Genomic DNA, 15,305 nt, shown 5'->3' with positions numbered 1-15,305 from the left:
AGCTGGATATGTCATTTAACAATGCTTTAAGCGGTGTCAACGCGGCACAAAAAGACTTGAACGTCACCGCCAATAACATTGCCAACGTGAATACCATGGGCTTTAAAGAGTCCCGAGCCGAGTTTGCGGATGTTTACGCCAACTCCATTTTTGTCAATGCGAAAACTCAGGTTGGTAACGGTGTAGCAACCGGTGCTGTTGCGCAGCAGTTCCACCAAGGAGCGCTGCAATTCACCAGTAATGCGCTGGATCTGGCGATCCAGGGTAACGGTTTCTTTGTGACTTCCGATGGTCTTACCAATCTGGACCGAACCTATACCCGTGCAGGTGCTTTCAAGCTCAATGAAAACAGCTATATGGTGAATAATCAGGGCCATTACCTGCAGGGATATGAAATAAACGCAGATGGTACTCCAAAGGCCGTCAGTATCAATGCAACCAAGCCGATCCAGATTCCAGACCGTGCAGGTGAGCCGGTGAAGACTAGTAAAATTGACGCTAGTTTTAACCTGCCGTCTACGGCCGCCCCATTACCATCCGGTTTTGGTGGTGGTCCAGCATCAACATTTGATCCGAAGGACTCAAAGACCTATTCATCATCGACTTCTGTAGTGATTTATGACTCGTTGGGGGAGCCTCATACAATAACCCAGTATTTTGTCAAAGAAGCTGATCCAGCAAACCCGGGCAAGCCGACCACCCCTACTTCTTGGCGGATGTATCTGTATCAAGGAGATAAACCGATCGATATCGTTGGTGGTGCGGCGCCTACTATGGCTGCGGGCTTGAACCAGGCCCCGCTGGGCGCACAGATTACGTTTGGTGCTGATGGCAAAATGATCACACCGACAGTTCCGGCAACCATCAAGACAGAGCAGTTGGGTGTCGCGCCCCCTGCTGGCGCCGGTATTATCACTAACGGTGCAGATCCTACTCAGCAGGTTGATATTTCGTTTGGCACGGTGACCCAGTATGCGTCACCGTTTGAAGTCAACAAGCTGTCACAGGATGGTTCGACCGTCGGTCGTTTGACCAAGGTTGAGATCACTCCAGATGGGATTGTCTCTGCTACCTATAGCAACGCTACCACCATCAAGGTTGCTATGGTTGCTATGGCCAAGTTTGCCAACTCGCAAGGGTTGACTCAGGTGGGCGATACTTCCTGGCGGCAATCACTGCTCTCTGGCGATGCCTTACCGGGTACCCCCAACTCGGGCACATTCGGTACCATCAAGTCCTCGGCGCTGGAACAATCCAACGTGGATTTGACCTCAGAGCTGGTGGATTTGATCACCGCCCAGCGTAACTTCCAGGCTAACTCCCGTTCCCTGGAGGTCAACAGCTCGCTGCAACAGACCATCCTGCAGATCCGTTAATTGATCTACTGACCATTTAAGAGGGGGGACTGATGTCCCCCTCTGTATTTCTGACTCTAGGCTCCCCGCAATATCCCTCCAATTTTTCCTGTTGGCACTCAAATTGCAGTTCCCTCATCAGAGTCATCTGTTTGACGGAGAATCCCATGGATCACCTGCTTTACATCGCCATGTCCGGGGCCAAAGAGAACATGAATAGCCTGGCTATTCGCAGTAACAATCTCGCCAACGCCAATACCACCGGCTTCAAGTCCGACTTCGAGCAGGCCCGCAGCATGCAGGCCTTTGGGGAAGGCTTGCCCAGCCGGGTATTTGCCATGACGGAGCGTCCCGGTCAGAACTTGCAGCATGGCATGTTGATGACAACAGGTCGGGATCTTGACGTGGCTGTTGATGGCCCGGGCTGGATTGCAGTGCAGGACCCCAAGGGGGGCGAGGCCTATACCCGCATGGGTAATTTGCAGGTGAATGCGACTGGCAATCTGCAGACCTCAACCGGTCTGAACGTGGTGGATGATGGTGGCCAACCCATCGTGTTGCCGATGCCGATGGAGAAGCTTGAGATTAACCGTGATGGCACCATCAGCGGGCGTCCCGAAGGTGCGGCGGCCAACCTGTCTGAGGATTTTCAGCGGATCAAGCTGGTTAACCCGGCTGCCAATGCGGTAGAGAAGGGAACCGATGGCCTGTTTCGCCGCAAGGACGGCCAAAATGAGCCAGCCTCAGCGGCTGTCGGTCTGATCGCCGGCTCTCTGGAAGGTAGCAACGTCAATGTGGTGGATGAGATGACCAACCTCATTCAGCTGCAGCGCCAGTTCGAAACCCAGATCAAATTAATGAAAACGGCCGAAGAGAATGACGAGGCCCAAACCCAGCTGCTGCGTATCAGCTAATCAAGGAGTTACCTATGAATCCTGCACTCTGGATCAGCAAGACCGGGTTGGATGCTCAGCAGACCAATATTTCGGTTACCTCGAACAACCTGGCGAACGCCAGCACCGTGGGCTTTAAAAAGTCGCGGGCCATCTTTGAAGATCTGCTTTATCAGAACATCAACCAGCCCGGTGGCCGCTCCTCGGCTGATACCGAACGACCCTCAGGCTTGATGCTGGGGGCCGGTGCCAAAGTGGTGGCGACTCAGAAAGATCACAGCCAAGGTAACGTGCAAACCACAGATAACTCTCTGGATCTGATGATCAGTGGTCGCGGTTACTTTGAAGTTCAGTTGCCGGATGGCAGCTCTGCCTACACCCGCAACGGTCAATTTACCCTGAACAGCGAAGGGACCATCGTTACTCCCGGCAACGGTTACACGCTGCAACCGGAGATCCAGATCCCAGAAAATGCCCAGAGCGTGACGGTTGGCGAAGATGGCCAGGTCTCTGTCCAGCTCAAGGGAGATGGCGCATCTCAGGTGGTCGGTCAGATCACTCTGTCCGATTTCGTCAACGCCAGCGGCCTGCAGCCGATGGGGGAGAACATGTTTGTGGAAACCCAGTCCAGTGGCGCGGCCATTCAGGGGACTGCGGGTGCCGACGGTATGGGTGTGGTGAAACAGGGGATGCTGGAGACCTCCAACGTCAACGTGACCGAGGAGCTGGTGAACCTGATCCAGGCCCAGCGGGTCTACGAGATGAACTCCAAGGTTATCTCGGCGGTGGACGGCATGATGTCCTTCCTTATCCAGCGTACCTAAGTAGGAGGTGCATGATGAAAGCCGTATGGATGCTGGGCTTGCTGGTGCTGGGTGGTTGTACTTCGACCCCCAATACTCCCAAACCCGATGATCCCGAGTTTTCCCCCGTTTACGGGGAGTCGGAGCCGGTCTCGGTGAGACCGACAGGGGCGATCTTTCAGCCGGAGCAGGTCAACGGCATCTATTCGGATATCAAGGCGCACAAGGTGGGTGACATCATCACCATTCAGCTGGCTGAATCGACCTCGGCATCCAAAAAAGCCAACACCCAGAGTGGCAAGGACAACAAGTTCAATTTGGATGCGGTCAGCCTGGGCGGCGTGCCGGTGACGGCGGGGCCTTATGATCTCTCGGCCAGCATCGGTCAGACTGGCGCGTTCAAGGGACAAGCCAAGGCGGATCAGAGCAACAGCCTGCAGGGGAATATCTCGGTCAGCGTGGCCAAGGTATTGCCCAACGGCAATCTGCTGGTGCGTGGCGAGAAGTGGATCATGCTTAACAATGGCAACGAGTATATCCGTATTACCGGTCTTATCCGCCCAGAGGATGTGACCTCTGATAACAGCGTGTCATCCCAGAAAGTTGCCAATGCCCGTATCTACTACGGTGGTACCGGTGATCTGGCCAATACCCAGGAACAGGGATGGCTGACCAGCTTTTTCAATGGTCCTTGGTGGCCGCTCTAGGAGATGTTATGAAGTCACTCCGTCTTGCCACACTCCTCTGCTGTCTGTTGCCGCTGGGCATGGCTCATGCCGCCCGGATCAAGGACATCAGCTCGGTTGAAGGGGTTCGTACCAACCAGTTGATTGGTTACGGGCTGGTGGTCGGTCTGCCCGGTACTGGCGAGAAGAACAACGCCTTCACCGAGCAGACTTTCCGTACCATGCTCAACAACTTTGGCATCAAGGTGCCGGACAACATCAAGCCCAAGATCAAGGATGTGGCGCCAGTGGCTATTCATGCCGACTTGCCGCCCTTCTCCAAACCGGGCCAGACCATTGATGTCACGGTTTCCGCGATTGGCGAGGCGAAAAGCCTGCGTGGCGGTACTCTGCTGCAGAGCTTCCTCAAGGGGCTTGATGGTCGGGTCTATGCGGTTGCCCAGGGCAGTCTGGTCGTTGGTGGTCTGGGCGCCGAAGGGGCGGATGGCTCCAAAGTGGTGATCAATACCCCGACCGTCGGGCGCATTGCCAACGGGGCGACCGTCGAGCGGGAAGTGCCCAATGCGTTCAGTCAGGGCGATACCATCACCTTCAACCTGAACCGCCCGGATTTTACTACTGCACGCCGACTGGCGGATGTGGTGAACGATCTGGTCGGCCCCAATACCGCGCAGGCACTCGACGCTACTTCGGTCAAGGTCTATGCACCGCGTGATCCGGGTCAGCGGGTCTCCTATCTCGCGACCATCGAGAATCTGGAAGTGGATCCGGCCAATGAAGCGGCCAAGATCATCGTCAACTCGCGAACCGGCACTATCGTCATTGGCAGTGAAGTCAGGTTGAAACCGGCGGCTATCAGCCACGGTGGTTTGACCGTCACCATCGCGGAAAACCAGCAGGTCTCCCAGCCCAATCCACTCTCTGGCGGGCAGACCACTACCACCAACAGTTCGACTATCAACGTCAAGCAGGAGCAGGGGCGGATGTTCAAGTTTGACACCGGCGCCACGCTTGATGAGCTGGTTCGGGCCGTCAACCAGGTTGGGGTTGCTCCCGGTGACCTGATGGCCATCCTCGAGGCGCTGCAGCAGGCAGGCGCCATCGAAGGACAGTTGATCATATTGTAACAAGCGGCAAGGGGTTGCCACGGGCGGCAAAGAGGTAAGCAAAATGGCGGACTTTGACACTAACAGCGGTATCAATCTCGGGGTCGTGCAGGACGTCAAAAACCTTGATCGCCTCCGTCAGATGAGCAACAGCAAAGAGGGGCAGGCGGAAGCGCTCCGGAGTGCATCGCGCCAGTTCGAGTCAATTTTCACCCAGATGATTTTTCAGGGGATGCGGCAGGCCAATCAGGTGTTGACCCAGGATAGCCCGTTCAACAGCAGCTATACCCAGTTTTATGAAGGGATGCTGGATGAGCAACGTGTTTCCGATATGACCAATAAAGGTGGATTAGGATTGGCAGACATGGTGGCCAAGCAGCTCTCACCGGCCACCTTTACCCACAAGGATGGACGGGTGCTCAAGATGCCGCAGCGCACCGAGCGTGCCTACAAACCCTACGAACCGCCCACCGGGGCAGCCAATGATTTGATTGAAGCCTCTAAAGTTGGCAAGGATTTTGCTGAAAAGGGGATGGCAGAGGATAAACCTGCGCTCACCATGCCGGTACGCCCTCACCGTACCGTGCCGCCGATGGGCATTGCCGCCCAAGCTGGTAGCAGTGCCGATGGCAAAGAGTTTGATAGTCCGGAAGAGTTTGTGCAGCGCTTGATGCCACTTGCCAAGAAAGCGGCCGACAAGCTTGGACTCAGTCCGGCGGTACTGGTGGCTCAGGCCGCGCTGGAAAGTGGCTGGGGCAAGCGGGTGATCAAGGATGGCGAGGGGAACGTAACTCACAACCTGTTTGGCATTAAGGCTGATCCCCGTTGGGAAGGGCCCAAGGCAGTGGTGAGTACGCTCGAGTATGAGGAAGGGGTTGCATCGCGCCAAAAAGCGGCCTTCCGCTCCTACGACTCTTTTGAAGAGAGCTTCAACGATTACGTGGATTTTCTCACCTCCGGCTCCCGTTACAAGGGGGCGTTGGCCAAGGTAGACAGTCCGGATCACTACTTTGAAGCACTGCAAAAGGCCGGTTATGCCACAGATCCTCACTACGCCAACAAACTGAAACAGGTATTGCGCAGCGATGCGATTGCGCAATACAACGAGATGGAGCTGTAACATATGGCAAGCGATCTGCTTGGGATTGGTTCATCAGGTGTGCTGGCACAGCAACGCCTGCTGCAGAGCACCAGTAACAACATAGTAAACGTCAATAGTCAGGGCTATGTGCGTGAGCGTACGCTGGTGTATACCAATTCAGTTGGTCTGGGTACTGGCGACATCAAGACCGAGCGGATCCTCAACAGCTATATGCAGGGGGAGGTGCGTCGTGATACCTCTGCTTACTATGCATCCTTGACTCACTATGATCAGCTTTCCTCTGTGGACAGGTTGCTTGGGGATACCAGCAACAGCGTAGGGGCTGCTATGACCTCGTATTTCAATGCTTTCCACTCTGCCAATGAGTCACCGGCCGACATTGGTGGCCGCAAGGTTGTCATGACCGAATTGAGCGGTATGGTCAACCGGTTTCATACTCTCTCGGCCCAGCTCGACAAGCAGAGTGACACCATCAGCACCCGTATTGAGGACGAGACCAAGCAGGTCAACAGCCTGCTCACCAGCATCAATGACCTGAACAAGGCGATTATACGGACCCAGGGCTCGCCCGAAGAGAACCTGATGCTGTTTGATCAGCGCGATGAGGCGATTCGCCAGCTCTCCGAAAAGATGGATATTCGCACCATACCTCAGGCCAACGGCAGTATGCTGGTCAATATGAGCACAGGTCATTCATTGATCCTTGATGGTGGCGTGGCTCAGTTCAAAGTTGTGGCAGGGGATCCTGATTCGCGCAATCAGGAGTTGCAATTGACGCTTGGTGATAATCAGGCGCTTATCGATCACGATACCTTCGGGGGGACTGTGGGTGGGCTTTTCAAGGCTCGAACTGATCTGGAGCCGACCAAGCGCGAGTTGGGGCAACTTTCTATTGCCATGGCCGATGCCATGAACCAGCAAAACCGGCTGGGGATGGATCTGGATAACGAGCTGGGTAGCGATATTTTCAACCTGCCAACCAGCAAGGGGTTGCCTTACAACTCCAATGGCGGTACTGCCGGTGCTACGGTCAGTTTTGTACCCGGTAAGGGAACAGAAGTGACCCCCTTTGACTACGAGATCCGCTTTAGCAGCGCCACAGGTTATGAGGTCTTTTCACTGGACAAGGATGGCAATGCGACCTCGGTTGCGACAGGAACTACGCCACCTGCCACTTTCCAGATCCCGGGTCACGGCATTTCTGTCGATTTGACCGGGGCGCCAGTTGCCGGCGACAAGCTGCTGTTGCAACCAGCCAAGAGTGCCGCCGCTGGCATAACACAAAATATAACCAGACCGGAAGATTTGGCTTTGGCTTCTCCGCTCAAAGCGCAAAAGACCACAAATAACGGTGGTAGTGCAGATATCAAGTTGGGTGGGGTGTTCAATACCGGAGCCGGTTCCGGTTTTGGTACCAACACGCTCAACGTTGCGGCTCCTCAGGTTGTCAAAATAAACGGAGCTGGTGACTACGAAGTCTATGACAAGGGGGGAACGCTGCTCGGTGTGGCTCCGGCAGCCAGCAAGGGCCAAAATCTGATGGCGGCTTTGCAACTGCCGCCTCCCGCAGTTGGGGCTGTCTATGCCAATCCCAAACAGACTCCTGGCTACGAGTTCAGCATTACCGGTACTGTCAACGCGGGTGACAGTTTCACACTCAGTTACAACAGTAATGGCTTTGCCGATAACAGCAACGGTCTCGCACTGGCGGAGCTGCAAAACAAGGATTTGGTGCGCAAAGGCAGTAGTGGCGGTACAGCCAATGACAAGATGACTTTCAATGAAGCCTACTCTGGGCTGGTCATGTCGGTAGGTAACAATACCAGCCAGGCGAAGACTTTGCTCAAGGCCAATGAGTCCAAGCTGATCCAGAGTACCGGAATCTATGAAAGCGTCTCCGGGGTCAATCTGGAAGAGGAAGCGGCCAATCTGATTCGGTTCCAGCAATCCTACGCGGCATCGGCCCAGATCGTCAGTACCGCCAAAACCATTTTCGACACACTGCTTGCTTCCGTGAGGTAACGTCATGCGCATTACTACCAACATGATCTACGACCGGAATATCTATTCCCTCAACAGTGCAAATGAGCGGCTCAATACCGCTTATCAGCAGCTGCAGACCGGCAATAAGTTCCAGACGGCCGGTGAAGACCCGGCTGGCATGAGCCAAAAAATGGCGCTGACCAAGGAGATCGACCTCTTCAAGCAATATGGGGTCAATGGTAGTCTTCTGGAAAACAGCCTTGGTCATGAAGAGACGGTATTGACCTCTCTGAATACCGCCATGCTGAGTGCTCAGACCCTGATCCAGAAGTCAAATAACGGTTCCATCAGCATGGAAGATCGCAAGTCGATCGCCAGCGAACTGGAGGGCTTGCAACAGCAGATGTTTGATCTGATGAACAGCAAGAACTCTCAGGGGGAATATATCTTCGGCGGCAACCAGAGCAAGACCCAGCCCTATGTGAGAGATACCAACGGCAAGTTCATCTATCAGGGGGATACCGGGCAGCGCGAGATCCAGGTCTCGCCGACCGTCAAAATTGCCGCCAACGACTCGGGGCAGGATCTCTTCGAGATTGTGGCAACCAGGCGCACAGCCAGTGCAGGGACTGCCAATATCAAGGTGGGTATCGCGGATCAGGGCAACTTTGATAACTTTTTCCAAGCAAACTACAACTCGGCGCTGGCCAGCAATGACTACACCGTTTCCACCACAATAGGGCCTCCCGATACCTATCAGATCAAGGATTCCGGTGGTGCTACGTTGCAGACGGGAAATTACACGCCCGGGACCAAGATTCCGTTCAACGGTCTCGAGTTGACGCTCGATTTGCCAGCAGGTGGGACGGCACAGCAGTTTTCGCTCAATCCGCCAAAGAATGACAACATCCTCAATGGCATGTCTGACTTTATCAATACGCTGCGTGATCCGAGCGTATCTGCCGATACGTTTCAGAGCAAGGTGGCTGATGTAACCGTTCATATGAAGAATGCTCGGCAGAACATCGATCATGGACTAGGTGAACTGGGCGGCCGGATGAACAGCCTTGAACAGGTGATGAGCTCCAACGAAGGGCTGAGTAACCTGAACACCGAGGCGAGGGCCAAGGTTTCCGAGGCCGATCTCTACGAGGTAATATCCACGCTGGCGAAAGAGGACGCAGCGCTGAGTGCGTCACAACTTTCCTTCAGCAAGATAAGCAGGTTGACCCTGTTTGATTACATCCGCTGAATCTACAAAAGGCCCTATCAGGGCCTTTTTGCATATTGGGCAATCCCATCCTTGAGCATGATTGGGTCAGTAATTGTAACAAGCTGTTACCTATGGCGGTTTCTGGCTAAACCGGGGTTGACCTTGTTGTGTGATTGGACAATTATGCCGCCCGCACAACAGAGCGTTGTGCAAGTTTAATTGCAGCATCTCGTTAGGCGAGGCTCCTGTATAAACACAGGCCACTGATCTCACGACGTCCAGAGACGCCCAAGATCAGGACAGTTTTCATCGGATTAAGGTGTAAACCCAAGTGGCTTCCGGCATGCCGGATACGTTATGCAGTGCTAAAGCTGGTACGTGGGGATGATGACACGCCGAACGGCGTCATTTCCTGCCTATTACTCGTCAATCAAATTGCTGTTTTCTTTCAGATGGCGAACGGATCTCCGCTCGCGCTCAGGCTTGCCTGGAATCACATGGGATTATTTGTGATGAAGAAAACACACACCATTCTCAACCGTCATCAACTGCTCGATCTCGCCAGCCTGCAGGGCTGGTTGGAACACAATCTGGATCCGGTTCAGCGCGCCGATCAACTGCTGACCCTGCGTCCGGAAGAGCTCAACTGCATCTTTGATACCTTGCCTGTGCCGCAGGGGGCTGAACTTATCGCTTCTCTCTCGGCAGAGAGTGCGGGTCGCCTGTTGCAGCGCATGCATGGCAGCATAGTTACAGTCTTGCAAGAGGCCATTCCCCGTCGCGAGATGGTGGCGATCCTGCGCAAGCTCGGCCGTCAGGATCGCACCATGCTGTTGGCGCGTTTTCCGACCCAGGCTCAGGCCATGTACTACTCCCTGCTCGACTGGCCTACCGAGTCGGTCGGGGCCAACATGCGTCATGAATACCTGGCCGTGAGCGAACAGGATACCGTGGGCAAGGCCAAGCAGCTGATCCACGATGCTTGGGATAATGCCCAGCTGTTTCGCCACATCTATGTGGTCAACGCGGATGGGCGTCTGCAGGGGAGCATCTCGCTCAAGACGTTACTGATCGCTGACCCGCTGGCCAGCGTCGCGACTCTGATGGATCGTGAAACGGTGCGGATCAACGCCCGTGCGGATCAGGAGCTGGCTGCGCGCCTGCTGATTGACCGCGACCTGTCGGTGTTGCCGGTCGAGGATCAGGGGCGGCTGGTCGGTATTTTCCACGTTGATGATGCAGCCGATATCCTGGAGCTCGAATCCACCGAGGATGCCGAGATGCAGGGTGGTTCATCGCCGCTGGATACCCCCTATCTGCAGGCAACTCCCTGGCAGTTGTGGCGCAAGCGGGTGGGCTGGTTGCTCATTCTGTTTGTGGCCGAAGCCTATACCGGCACCGTGCTGCGGGCTTTCGAGGAGCAGTTGGAAGCTGCCATTGCCCTGGCATTCTTTATCCCTCTGCTGATCGGTACCGGTGGTAACAGCGGTACCCAGATCACCACTACCATAGTACGCGCCATGGCGGTCGGGGAGGTGAGTCTGCGTAACCTCGGCACTGTGCTGAAGAAGGAGCTCTCTACCGGTCTGCTCATTTCGGCGGCCATTGCGCTGGCGGCCTGGGTGCGGGCCTGGAGTCTGGGGGTGGGTCCCCAGATTGGCATGGTAGTTACTCTGACCATCATCGCCATCGTGCTCTGGAGCGCCACTGTGGCGTCGGTGATCCCCATGGTGCTGCGCCGATTCCGTATCGACCCGGCGGTCGTATCGGCCCCCTTTATCGCGACGCTGGTGGATGGTACCGGTCTTATCATCTACTTCGAGATTGCCAAGTTGCTGCTGCCCGAGCTGCAGTAAACTACAACCTGAGAATGCAAAAGGCAGCCCACGGGCTGCCTTTTTTACATCTCTCTTTGCGGTTCAGCCGAGCTGGAACAACAGAGGCCAGCCCTGCTCTTGGCAATAACGGTGCTCCTTCTCCAGATTCTGCATCAGGAGACGGTTCTCCTCACACCAGTCGATCGGCAAGGTTACTACCAGCTGATCCCCTTGTACCGCGACTTTCCACTCTGGCAGCAGGTTGTCCTGGCGCTTGTGGTGCGCGGCGACTGCGAGGCGCAAAATGCGGATGCAGCGCAGCACCGTCTGCAGGTCGTGGTTGGGCAGGGGCGGTAGCTCGGCGAGTTTTAGCCCCTTGCGCTGGAAGCGTACCAGCGCGGCCAGCAATGCCTGATCGTCCTGGTTGAAGCCGGGCAGGTCGGTGTGTTGCAGGATATAGGCGGAGTGGCGGTGGATGCCGCTGTAGTTGATGGCAAGGCCAATTTCGTGCAGCCGCGCCGCCCAGCCGAGGATGGCGCGATAGGGCTCTATCTCCATCTGCCAAGGCTCTTGCAGGGCATCAAACAGGGTCAGCACGCTCTGCTCCACCCGGGCGGCTTGTTTGCGGTCCATCCGGTAGTGGGTGCCGAGGGCTTGTGCGGTGCGCTCGCGGATATCGTGGTGCTGCAAGCGCTCCTCGAACTCATACAGCAATCCTTCACGCAGGGCACCGTCAGAGTAGTCGAGCCGCTCGATGGGCAGCGAGGTAAACAGGCCGAGCAGGATGGCGACCGCGGCGGCAAACACCTCCTGACGCTCCTCGGTGAGCCCGACCAGTTTGAGGTTATCGACCCGTTTATGTTCGATCATCAGGGCCTTGAGGCGCTCCAGCCCCTCCAGCGTAATACTGCCATCGGTCAGCCCCTCACCCTGCAGCACGTCGCGCACTGTGCGGATCGAACCTGAGCTGCCAAGACAGCTCTGCCAGCCCAGCTTGCGGTACTGGTTGACGATGGGCGCGAGCTGGTGCTGCGCCTCCAGCACTGCATTGGTGAAGTGCTTGTCACTCAGCTTGCCGCTGGCAAAGAAGCTCTGGGTAAAGCTGACGCAGCCCATCTTGCGGCTGGTGAGGGCCTTGTGTTCAAACCCTTCACCGATGATGAGCTCGGTGCTGCCGCCGCCGATATCGATGACCAGTACCTGACCCTCGATATGCTGGGTATGGGCGACACCCTGATAGATGAGCCGTGCTTCTTCCTGCCCGCTGATGATCTCGATGGGGTGATTGAGCACCTTGGCCGCTTCGCTGACGAACTCGCGCGCGTTGCTGGCACGGCGCAATGTGTAGGTGCCGGCGATGCGGATCTGATCCGGTTTGATGTTGGTGAGCCGCTCGGCAAACAGCGACAGACAGGCGAGGCCGCGTTCCATCGCCTCCGGGCTCATGCGCTTTTGCTCATCCATCCCTTCCGCCAGTCGCACCCGCTCCTTGATTCGATCGACGATGCGAAAACGCCCTTCGCTCAGATGGGCGATCACCATATGAAAACTGTTGGAGCCGAGATCGACGGCGGCGTAGAGGCTATTGTCCATTGTTTGACTCGATACGTTTGAGATAGTCGTAAATCGCGACCTGAGAGCGGATTTTGCGGCGGTTGCCCCGCTTCACATATTCGTTCTGCTGGTCGGCATCGATCACCCGCGCCTTGCAGGTATCACTCAGTTGTAGCTCGAGAATATCCATGATGCGCTGCTTGAGCCGCTCGTCATAGATGGGGGTGCCCACCTCGATCCGGCCGTCAATATTGCGGCTCATCCAGTCGGCGCTGGAGATATAGAGCTGGGGGTTGCCCTTGTTGTGGAACACCATCACCCGCGGGTGCTCGAGGAAGCGGTCGATGATGCTGATCACCTTGATGTTGTCACTGAGACCCGGCACGCCCGGGCGCAGGGCGCACATGCCGCGGATGATCATCTGGATCGGCACCCCGGCCTGACCGGCGGCATAGAGCCGGTTGATGAGATCCCGGTCCACCAGGTTGTTAATCTTGAGGGTGATGCCGCTGGGTTGCCCCGCCTTGGCGTTCGAGAGCTCGTTGTCGATGAGACGATAGAGCTGACGGCGGCTGTTGATGGGGGAGACCAGCAGGTGGTTGAACTTGTAGCGCCGGTAGGGGTACTCGATGTACTCGAACACGCTCTCCACCTCGGCGGTGATGTCCGGGTGGCGAGTCAGCAGCGAGAAGTCGGTATAGATTTTGGCGGTCTTCTCGTTGAAGTTGCCGGTCCCGATATGGGCGTAGCGCACCGCCTCGCCGTTTTCGTGGCGGGTGATGAGGCAGAGCTTGGAGTGGATCTTGAGGCTCGGCACACCGAACACCACCTTGACCCCGGCATCGGTCAGGATGTTGGCCCAGTCTATGTTGGCGGCTTCGTCGAAGCGGGCGCGCAGCTCCACCACCACGGTCACCTTCTTGCCGTTGTTGGCGGCATCGATGAGAGAGTGGATGATCCGCGACTTCTTGGCGACCCGGTAGATATTGATGCGAATGGCGCTGACCGCCGGATCGAACGCTGCCTGACGCACCAGCTCGGTGAAGTGGTGAAACTTGTGGTACGGGTAGTAGAGCAGGATGTCCTGCTTGGTGATGGCATCGAAGGCATTGACGAAGCCGTCAAAGTCGCGGCAATCGATGGCCGGCAGCTTGGGGTTTTCCAGATAGTCGCGACCCACGTTGGGGAAGCCGATGAAATCCTTGAAGTTGTGATAGCGTCCGCCCGGCATGATGGCGTCGTAGGAGCTGATCTGCAGCTTGAGCTTGAGGAAGCTTATCATCGCCGCCGGCATCTCCCGCTCGTAGACGAAACGTACCGGCATGGCGGTGAGGCGCTGCTTCAAGCCATCACTCATCTTGTCGACCAGACTCAAGTCCAGCTGGTCGGAGAGATCATATTCGGCATCCCGGGTCAGCTTCACCGCATAGGCGGCAATCTCGTCGTAGTCGAAGAAGCCTTTGAAGATCTCGTCCAGACAGAAGCGGATGACATTGTCCAGAATGATGATCTGCTTCTTGCGGCGGGTCCCTTCCGGCGGCAGCTGGAAGAAACGGGGCAGGTCATCGGTCGGCACTTCCACCAGCGCATACTGGATCACCTGGCCATTCTTTTTCATCTCGATGGCCAGATAGGTGTGCTCGTCTTTCAGGAACTTGACCGGGTTGACCTCCTTGTTGAGCAGGATCGGGATGATGTGGCGCAGCACCTTCTCCCGAAAGAACACCCGCAGCCACTTCTGGATGGCGTCGGAGAGCTGGTTTTCGTTGACCAGAAAGATGTTGTGGCGAGCCAGGGCGATCAGCAGCTCCTTGTAGGTGTTGTCGAATGCCTCGCCAAGGGCCATCACCTTCTGCTGGATGGCGCGCAGCAGAACCTTGGCTTCATCGTCGCCGCCATGTACTTCGTTGATCAGAATGCGGCGCTTGACGTCCGACACCCGAACTTTAAAAAACTCATCCTGGTTGGAGGAGAAGATCCCCAAAAAGCGGACCCGCTCGATGAGGGGGACCGTCTTGTCCATCGCTTCTTGCAACACCCGTTCATTGAATGAGAGCCAGCTCAGCTCTTTCTCTTCATACAGCTTGTCGGTGCTCATGTTATGCCTCTGGTCTCTAATCAGTTCGCCTCTGCGCGGCAGGTATGACGTGAATATATGACAGAAAAGTGACAGCAATATTACTCGGGCATCGCCTCGTCAATATCGACCACCAGGTCATCGGAGAGAGACTCCAGCGCAGAGACAAGACTCTCCATCTCCAGCCCGTCTGGCAGGGCAACCAGCGCATGGGCGTAGAAGAGCGATGCGCCGGAGTGGGGGGCTGGTTCACAGCCGGTGGTGAGATCGGCCACATTGATATCAAGTTGTCGCAGGATGCTCGCTACTTCGTGGACGATGCCGGGGCGATCATTGCCGGTGACCGTCATCATCACCTGATGGGCCGGCTCGGCGGTGGGGGTCCCTTCGGCAAAACTGATGGTGAGGCCGGGCAGCAGGGCCAGCGCTTCGCACAGGCTGCGGTAGTGCTCCTCGGGCACGGCTACATGGAGGATGCCGGCAAACTGGCCTGCCAGCTCGCTCATGGCACTGCCCAGCCAGTTGCCCTGCTCGCGACTGATGACGGCAGCCAGACTCTCGACGATACCTGGCTTGTCTGCACCGATCACGGTGACCACCAATTGCTTTTGCATCCTGCTCTCCTTGGAATTGGGTTTCTCCAGCATTGTGCCTGCTGTGGCTGGTCATATGAAGCCCCGTCCGCTGGCAAATGGATAAAAAGCAGGGACTTTTAC

The 15,305-nt window shown here is 56.2% G+C and carries 12 protein-coding genes and 1 riboswitch; of the genes, 9 read left to right on the top strand and 3 right to left on the bottom strand.

What is annotated here, in order from left to right:
- Positions 1 to 8: 8 nt before the first annotated feature.
- From flgE to mgtE, 9 genes are all read left to right on the top strand, one after another.
- On the top strand, positions 9 to 1,376 hold the full coding sequence (flgE, locus tag AAHA41_RS06275) for a flagellar hook protein FlgE (protein ID WP_041209852.1): 1,368 nt from the start codon (positions 9 to 11) through the stop codon (positions 1,374 to 1,376).
- A 146-nt stretch (positions 1,377 to 1,522) separates the two neighbouring features.
- Complete coding sequence (gene flgF / locus AAHA41_RS06270) at positions 1,523 to 2,269, top strand: flagellar basal-body rod protein FlgF (protein ID WP_042033329.1); 747 nt, start codon at positions 1,523 to 1,525, stop codon at positions 2,267 to 2,269.
- Positions 2,270 to 2,283: 14 nt separating this feature from the next.
- Complete coding sequence (gene flgG / locus AAHA41_RS06265; protein WP_043850558.1) at positions 2,284 to 3,072, top strand: flagellar basal-body rod protein FlgG; 789 nt, start codon at positions 2,284 to 2,286, stop codon at positions 3,070 to 3,072.
- Positions 3,073 to 3,086: 14 nt separating this feature from the next.
- Positions 3,087 to 3,758 (top strand): flagellar basal body L-ring protein FlgH, encoded by a 672-nt coding sequence (gene flgH, locus AAHA41_RS06260; RefSeq protein WP_041209855.1) that lies wholly within the window; start codon positions 3,087 to 3,089, stop codon positions 3,756 to 3,758.
- Positions 3,759 to 3,766: 8 nt separating this feature from the next.
- Positions 3,767 to 4,864: a flagellar basal body P-ring protein FlgI gene (locus AAHA41_RS06255; protein ID WP_041209856.1), complete on the top strand. Its 1,098-nt coding sequence runs from the start codon at positions 3,767 to 3,769 to the stop codon at positions 4,862 to 4,864.
- A gap of 43 nt (positions 4,865 to 4,907) precedes the next feature.
- Positions 4,908 to 5,963 (top strand): flagellar assembly peptidoglycan hydrolase FlgJ, encoded by a 1,056-nt coding sequence (gene flgJ / locus AAHA41_RS06250; RefSeq protein ID WP_041209857.1) that lies wholly within the window; start codon positions 4,908 to 4,910, stop codon positions 5,961 to 5,963.
- A 3-nt stretch (positions 5,964 to 5,966) separates the two neighbouring features.
- Positions 5,967 to 7,967: a flagellar basal body rod C-terminal domain-containing protein gene (locus AAHA41_RS06245; protein WP_323068813.1), complete on the top strand. Its 2,001-nt coding sequence runs from the start codon at positions 5,967 to 5,969 to the stop codon at positions 7,965 to 7,967.
- Between the two features lie 4 nt (positions 7,968 to 7,971).
- Positions 7,972 to 9,180 carry a flagellar hook-associated protein FlgL gene (gene flgL, locus AAHA41_RS06240; RefSeq protein ID WP_201959702.1) on the top strand — a complete coding sequence of 403 codons (1,209 nt, stop codon included), beginning with the start codon at positions 7,972 to 7,974 and terminating at the stop codon, positions 9,178 to 9,180.
- Between the two features lie 182 nt (positions 9,181 to 9,362).
- A riboswitch (M-box (ykoK) riboswitch) is annotated at positions 9,363 to 9,532 on the top strand.
- Between the two features lie 121 nt (positions 9,533 to 9,653).
- Complete coding sequence (gene mgtE, locus AAHA41_RS06235) at positions 9,654 to 10,997, top strand: magnesium transporter (protein ID WP_042033338.1); 1,344 nt, start codon at positions 9,654 to 9,656, stop codon at positions 10,995 to 10,997.
- Positions 10,998 to 11,060: 63 nt separating this feature from the next.
- On the opposite strand, the gene ppx is transcribed toward mgtE, so the two are convergent.
- From ppx to AAHA41_RS06220, 3 genes are all read right to left on the bottom strand, one after another.
- On the bottom strand, positions 11,061 to 12,551 hold the full coding sequence (gene ppx, locus AAHA41_RS06230; RefSeq protein WP_159158627.1) for an exopolyphosphatase: 1,491 nt from the start codon (positions 12,549 to 12,551) through the stop codon (positions 11,061 to 11,063).
- Complete coding sequence (gene ppk1, locus AAHA41_RS06225) at positions 12,541 to 14,610, bottom strand: polyphosphate kinase 1 (protein ID WP_041209862.1); 2,070 nt, start codon at positions 14,608 to 14,610, stop codon at positions 12,541 to 12,543. Before ppk1 ends, ppx begins: the two co-directional genes overlap by 11 nt.
- Positions 14,611 to 14,690: 80 nt before the next feature.
- A complete protein-coding gene (locus AAHA41_RS06220; protein WP_033114369.1) occupies positions 14,691 to 15,203 on the bottom strand; it encodes an ACT domain-containing protein in 513 nt (170 codons plus the stop codon).
- Between the last annotated feature and the right edge of the window lie 102 nt (positions 15,204 to 15,305).

Origin of the sequence: Aeromonas sp. SER (assembly GCF_038739615.1) — a bacterium.
In the GTDB taxonomy this organism is placed as follows: Bacteria; Pseudomonadota; Gammaproteobacteria; order Enterobacterales; family Aeromonadaceae; genus Aeromonas; species Aeromonas jandaei.
This window is presented reverse-complemented; position numbering and strand designations above follow the sequence as displayed.